The organism is Microcystis sp. M53598_WE2 (genome assembly GCF_030067735.1).
GTDB classification, from domain to species: Bacteria; Cyanobacteriota; Cyanobacteriia; order Cyanobacteriales; family Microcystaceae; genus Microcystis; species Microcystis aeruginosa.
In genome coordinates this window covers 1-6,452 of the sequence record NZ_JASJFE010000124.1, presented here as the reverse complement: position 1 = coordinate 6,452, position 6,452 = coordinate 1, and the positions used below count along the sequence as shown (strand labels likewise).

At 42.5% G+C, this 6,452-nt stretch carries 6 protein-coding genes and 1 tRNA gene; 2 read left to right on the top strand and 5 right to left on the bottom strand.

Going from position 1 to position 6,452, the window contains the following annotated elements:
• Nucleotides 1-164: 164 nt before the first annotated feature.
• From PX636_RS02855 to hisF, 4 genes are all read right to left on the bottom strand, one after another.
• Entirely contained in the window at nucleotides 165-1,262 is a 1,098-nt protein-coding gene (locus PX636_RS02855; protein ID WP_012267658.1) for an AI-2E family transporter, read from the bottom strand.
• Nucleotides 1,263-1,392: 130 nt separating this feature from the next.
• Nucleotides 1,393-1,465: transfer RNA gene (locus tag PX636_RS02850), tRNA-Ala, on the bottom strand.
• A gap of 119 nt (nucleotides 1,466-1,584) precedes the next feature.
• Complete coding sequence (locus tag PX636_RS02845; protein ID WP_002796074.1) at nucleotides 1,585-1,785, bottom strand: hypothetical protein; 201 nt, start codon at nucleotides 1,783-1,785, stop codon at nucleotides 1,585-1,587.
• A gap of 314 nt (nucleotides 1,786-2,099) precedes the next feature.
• Complete coding sequence (gene hisF, locus PX636_RS02840) at nucleotides 2,100-2,864, bottom strand: imidazole glycerol phosphate synthase subunit HisF (RefSeq protein WP_012267656.1); 765 nt, start codon at nucleotides 2,862-2,864, stop codon at nucleotides 2,100-2,102.
• A gap of 23 nt (nucleotides 2,865-2,887) precedes the next feature.
• Here hisF and ruvB point away from each other — a divergent pair, with 23 nt between their 5' ends.
• Together ruvB and PX636_RS02830 are read left to right on the top strand one after the other, a co-directional pair.
• Nucleotides 2,888-3,964 carry a Holliday junction branch migration DNA helicase RuvB gene (ruvB, locus tag PX636_RS02835; RefSeq protein ID WP_288116162.1) on the top strand — a complete coding sequence of 359 codons (1,077 nt, stop codon included), beginning with the start codon at nucleotides 2,888-2,890 and terminating at the stop codon, nucleotides 3,962-3,964.
• Nucleotides 3,965-4,312: 348 nt separating this feature from the next.
• Entirely contained in the window at nucleotides 4,313-5,089 is a 777-nt protein-coding gene (locus tag PX636_RS02830; RefSeq protein ID WP_002796068.1) for an RNA polymerase sigma factor SigF, read from the top strand.
• Here PX636_RS02830 and PX636_RS02825 read toward each other — a convergent pair.
• Complete coding sequence (locus PX636_RS02825; RefSeq protein WP_002796067.1) at nucleotides 5,058-6,263, bottom strand: aminotransferase class V-fold PLP-dependent enzyme; 1,206 nt, start codon at nucleotides 6,261-6,263, stop codon at nucleotides 5,058-5,060. The two genes, PX636_RS02830 and PX636_RS02825, sit on opposite strands and share 32 nt — an antisense overlap.
• Between the last annotated feature and the right edge of the window lie 189 nt (nucleotides 6,264-6,452).

Here is a 6,452-nt window from a genome sequence, read left to right as displayed (position 1 = left end):
CCTCTGTGTCTGGAGTGGTTCCTTCCACTCCCTCGCCAGCAAGACTGTATCTTAGAATACATTTTACCCACCAAACCTAAGAGAACCCAGATGTGACTTTTCAATTCACTGATTACTGATTACTGATTACTGTTCACTGTTCACTGAAAAAACAGGATTTATTATTATTTGCCCTCCTCTGAGGAATTTTTCACCGTTTCTTCTAGGAAAACTACTGGTTCTTTTTCCCGCTGCTGGGAGCGGATGATATCGATGGTACTTTTCAGCACACTAGCGATGGGAACTGCTATCAATAAACCGAGAATTCCTGCCACTTTGCCACCGATAAAAAGAGATAGAATAATCCAGACGGGATTAAGTCCGATCATGCCTCCCATTAACCGAGGGGCGATGACATTATCATTAATTTGACCGACAATAATGGTCAGGGTCAAAACTTTTAACCCTAACCAAAAATCTTGAAACATCAGTAGAGTACTAATCCCAATAATGGCAAAGGCACTGGCAAAAGGAATTAATGTAGTTAGACCGATCGCCACCCCGAATAATAGGGCATAATCGACCTTGAGAATCACAAAAACAAAAATTTGAGCAAGGCTGAGAATTCCCGCTAAAATGGTTTGACCGGCAAAATAGGTTTCAAAAGTTTGACGAATAATCGTTCTTAATTTGAGATTCCAGGGAGCAGGAATCCAGCTAAAAATTCCCTCCCAAATTTGTTCGCCATAGAGAACAAGAAAGACGGTTAGAACCAGAACAAATAGAATGTTTAGGATACTGTTGATAGTTCCCAGCACAAAGCTCAGTAATTGAGTGCTAAGAGTTTGTAAAACATTGGTTAGTCGTTCCGATAACTGGGTGATTGATTGCTCGATATAAATCGCATATTTCTGAGTTTTATCCCACTTTTCTAAATTTTGTATCTGTTCGGTTCCCGACTCGATCCACTGGGGCAAACTATTGATTAAACTGCTTAATTGTTCGACAATCTGGGGAATTAAAATTAAACCTAAAACAATCAAAATTAATAGGGCAATTAAAAAGACAATAGCGATCGAACCACTGCGATTAACCCCGCGTCTTTGCAGCAGTTTGATGGGAACATCTAAGACAAAAGCTAGTAAACTAGCAGTGACAAAAATACTGACTAAGGGTTCTAGATAGCTAAATAATTGGAATAATAACCAACCATTGAGAAATAAGAGCGGAAAAACTAGACTTAGCCGCAACCAACGAGGTAGTTGCTTAAAAAGCTCTATCATATAACTAATTTTGTCCTGAGAGAGTATCGAGGTAAAAAGAGACTTTTCTAACCAGAAATCCTCTTTCAATCTAGCATCTCCTCGTTACTTTTCTGGTCCAAGCAACCCTGAAACTCTTATCCTAACTGTATGGAGCTAAGCGGATTCGAACCGCTGACCCCCTCAATGCCATTGAGGTGCTCTACCAACTGAGCTATAACCCCGCGAAGACCATTTTTGAATATAGCTTAAATAGAATTATTTTGTCAAGGGGTGACGAGAAAAAAATTTGTCACTGCCAAGGCGATCGCTGATAAGACAATGGTGAAACAATCGCCCCCATTTAGACAGGAGCCGGAATTTGGGTTAAATAGGTTAAACAGTGACCCATGAGGAAATAAACTACTAACATAGCTGCTGCCGCTGCTGCCACCAAGGTTCCCGCCAGCATCAAGGAAAACTCTTGCTTGTCGAACGCTTGCTGCATCAGATGCAATGACCAAGCCACAAGACCGAGGTCAAAGATGAGAATCGGAACTAACATATTTTAAATTTTGTTAACTTTCATCTATTCTAATACATAATTTTCCCCAGGGATAATCGGACTGAAGTTAAAAACAGGGATTTTTGCCGGTTTCTCGATCGGGGCATTCATCCGACATTTTAGGTAATAAACTGCCCGGGAATTTAAATTGCTTGTTGAGATTAGGCAAGAGGCAACAGTAAGGGGTTAAAATGTGTCTTAGCTTAGGTCTAAACCTTGCTCTTCTTGGGTTGCAGCCTGAAGAAATCCTTTTCCAGGAAAACCGACTCAATCACTAGATTAAGTTCTGCAAATCTTGCTCTCATTTTCCCTGGCTAACGCACGGGTACTTGTTGATTTTGCAGATAATTTTTGACCTCAGCGATGGTTAATTGACCATAATGGAGCAAAGAAGCCAATAAAGCCGCTTCCGCCCGCCCTTCCGTCAATGCTTCGTAGATATGCTGACAATTACCCGCTCCTCCCGAAGCAATCACAGGAATCTCCACCCTTTCAGCGATCGCTTTTGTCAAGGCCAGATCGTAACCCGCTTGCGTGCCGTCAGCATCCATACTGGTAACTAACAACTCACCCGCCCCGCGTTTTTCCACTTCTTGCGCCCATAATAAAGCATCAATACCCGTATTTTTGCGTCCACCCCGAACATAAACCTCCCAACCGGGGTTATGCTCATCCTTACGTCGTCTAGCATCGATCGCCACCACAATACACTGTTTACCAAAGCGATCGCTGGCTCGATCGAGCAATTCCGGCTCGCGCACGGCAGCCGAGTTAATGCTGACTTTATCGGCCCCGGCTCTTAACAAATTTTTAATATTTTCTAAGGATTGGATACCGCCACCCACTGTCAGAGGAATAAAAACCTGTTCCGCCGTACGATAGACTACATCAATAATCGTGTCGCGATCTTCATGGGTAGCAGTAATATCGAGAAAAACCAACTCATCAGCCCCTGCCTGATTATACAAGCGGGCTAACTCCACGGGGTCGCCAGCATCCTGAAGATTGACAAAATTAACCCCCTTGACTACCCGACCTTTATTGACATCCAAACAAGGCAAAATCCGCTTCGCTAACATATCCTAGACTCTTGATTGTAACAATGGCCATCAAACGATCGCACAATTCCCCCCCGGCTACCGAGGAAAATCTGCTCACTCCCAATCCCACTATAGAAGAAACGGAAAAAGCAGCAGCGGAGATTCGTCCGCAATCCCTAGAGGATTATATCGGTCAACAGGACTTAAAGGCTAATCTAAAAGTCACCATCGCCGCGGCCAAAGCTAGACAAGAAGCGATCGATCATTTACTCTTATACGGACCGCCGGGGTTAGGAAAAACCACCATGGCTTTAATTTTAGCGGCCGAGATGGGAGTAAATTGCCGCATTACCGCCGCCCCCGCTTTAGAGCGTCCCCGGGATATTACCGGCATCCTGATCAATCTTCAACCCCGGGATATTCTTTTTATCGACGAAATTCATCGACTGAATCGGGTGACGGAGGAGTTATTATACCCAGCGATGGAGGATTATCGCCTGGATGTGACGATTGGCAAGGGTCAAGCGGCGAAAATTCGCAGTATTTCTTTACCTCCCTTTACTTTAATCGGTGCTACTACCAAAGTTGGCTCTTTAACTTCCCCTTTACGCGATCGTTTTGGACTGATTCAACGTCTGCGTTTCTATGCAGTTGAGGAATTGACGGCAATTATTCTCAGAAGTGCTACTATTTTTAATATTCCCATTACTGAAGCGGGTGCGATCGAAATTGCCCGTCGCGGTCGGGGAACTCCACGCATTGCCAATCGTTTATTAAAACGAGTACGCGACTATGTGCAGGTGAAGGGAGAAACTATTATTAGCCCCCAGTTAGCCGCTGAGGGATTAAATCAATTAAATGTGGATTCTATGGGTTTAGATTGGACCGATCGATTAGTATTAAAGACGATGATCCAACAGTTTCAAGGTAAACCCGTGGGATTGGAAGCGGTAGCGGCAGCCACGGGAGAAGATGCCAAGACGATCGAGGAGGTGTATGAGCCTTATTTATTACAAATAGGTTATCTTAATCGTACTCCCCGGGGTCGCGTAGTAACGTCAGCCGCCTACGAACATTTAGGTTTACTGGCGAAATTGCCGAAAAATAAGGATCGGAGTTTACCTTTGTTTGAGTTCTAGTTTTCTAGATAGGGCTGGCTGAATAAATCTGAAAACCTTGTTGGATTAAGACTTTTTCCGGGGGAAAATTCACACCCCACACCCCACACCCCACACCCTGTCTCTAGAAACAACCTGTTCAGCCAACCCTAATTACCTGGGTTTCAGCTTATCTGTGTCTTTAAATACTTGGTCGACCGCGTCAAATCACACAAGTCCATATATAAAAGCTGTATCATCATAATCTGGGTAAATTACATTGTTGCCATTGCTTGCCGCTTCTCATCTAGACTATGTTGGGATTGGTCAAAGCTAATTGCACAATAGTGATTTTTTATAGTCAATATTTTTTAAGTCTGTTAGCGCCCTATGTCTGTCCTAAATAAAGAAAATCTTAAACTGGAAACTCTCACCCTATTTCAAAAATACCAAAAAACAGCAGATAATAAGTTACGGGATCAAATTATGGAGTTAAACCTAGGATTAGTCAGAAGGGAAGCTCATCATTGGGTTAATCAATGTCATGAAAATTACGAAGATTTAGTGCAGGTTGGCTCTATGGGACTGATTCGGGCGATCGAGCGTTTTGATAGCAGCAAAGGTCATGCTTTTAGCTCCTTCGCTATTCCCTATATTCGCGGCGAAATTCAACACCATCTGCGCGATAAAAGTTATACAGTTCGTATTCCTCGTCGTTGGTTAGATTTAGGCAGACAAGCGACAAATGTGCGTCGGGATTTCCAGACTATCCACAATCGTCAACCCAATGATACGGAAATCTCCCGCGCTTTAAATATTTCGAGCGAAGAATGGCAAGAGGTAAAACTGGCTTTCCAAAACCGTGAACCCCTCAGTCTCGATGTGACGGTTAATAACGATGAAGATAATAATACTTGTTTAAAAGACCTCGTTCCCGATCCCCGTTATCGCAGCTTTCAACTTTGTCAAGAGGATCGCATTCGTTTACAACAGGCACTGGCTCAATTAGAAGAAAAAACCCGTCATATTCTCGAATTTGTCTTCCTTAAGGATCTTACTCAACGGGAAACCGCCGAACAATTAGGCATTAGTGTTGTTACCGTCTCCCGTCGGGTGAAAAAGGGTTTAGAAATGCTCAAGGAAACCATGCTCCAGGAAGTATTTTAGACCAATTATCGGTTTGATACGGCCGCAATAGCAAGTAATTTAAAACCCCAGCTAAATATTCATACTGCTCGATCGAATTATAGTAGTGAGCAGAAATCCTCACAATTAATGATGCTTCTCCCCAAGGAATTATCGGCACTTCAATCTGATATTTTTCCCACAGTTGTCTAGATAAATCTTCTGCTGCCCAAGCATAACTAGGAATCAGAATTGAAGACATCGCTCCGATCATTGATTCTGGACAGGGATAATTGACCTCTAAGGCATGACAAAGCAAATTTCTGGCTTTTAAAACCAAATTACGATTCCTCGCCATCAGACCCAGTAAACCATCAATAGAGAGAGAATTTAAAAACTCGATCGCTTTTGGCACTGATAAATAAGCGGTGGGATCATCGGTTCCCATCCAAGCAAATTCTAACTGAAAACGGGAGCGATCTTGTCGAGGGGAATTCGCTCCATGGCTAATAGTTAAAGGTCGAATTATTGCCTGTTTATCCCCGCGCACATAGAGAAAAGCAGCCCCCTTGGGACTACATAACCACTTATGACAATTAGCAGTATAATAGGTGGGATTAATTGCCCCGATATTAAGGGGTAAAAAACCTAAAGCATGAGCGCCATCGATGAGAGTATCAATGCCCCGATTATTTAATTCTCGCACAATTTCTGCGATTGGCCAAATTAAGGCCGTGGGACTGGTGACATGATCTAAAACTACTAATTTTGTCCGGGGAGAAACTGATGCTAAAATTGCTTGACTAATTTCTAAAGGGGACTGCACGGGAAAGGGAATTTTAGCGATAATTACCTTTAAACCCCATCTTTTAGCTATATGTTTAACTGCATTAGCACAAGCATTATAGGTTTGATCGGTGATCAGAATTTCCTCATTTTCCTGAAAAGTTAAGGAATTTAACACCGCATTCACTGCTGTGGTTGCATTGGGAACAAAGACTAAATCATCGCTATTTACTCCCACTAAATCCGCTAATTTTTGCCTAGCAATATCTAATAAACCCTCTAATTCTCTCCCCAAAAATGCTAAAGGTTGTCTTTCCATTCGTTCCCGCAATTGTTGCTGATAATCCAAGACTATTCTAGGGGTTGCACCATAGGAACCATGGTTGAGAAAATAGATATTATCGGGAATTAACCAAGAGTTTTTGGACATATTGAATTAATTTCAAATTATTCAGAACTAGAAAAAATAGATGAGAAATTGCCTGTTATATTCAGCTTCTGACTAGCTAGTATATTTATTTATGATAAGCGGGTGGGTGGAATTAAATACAAGATGAACGTAGGTTGGGTTGAAGCATGAAACCCAACACCCGCTCATGTTACGCTACCGCTAACCCAT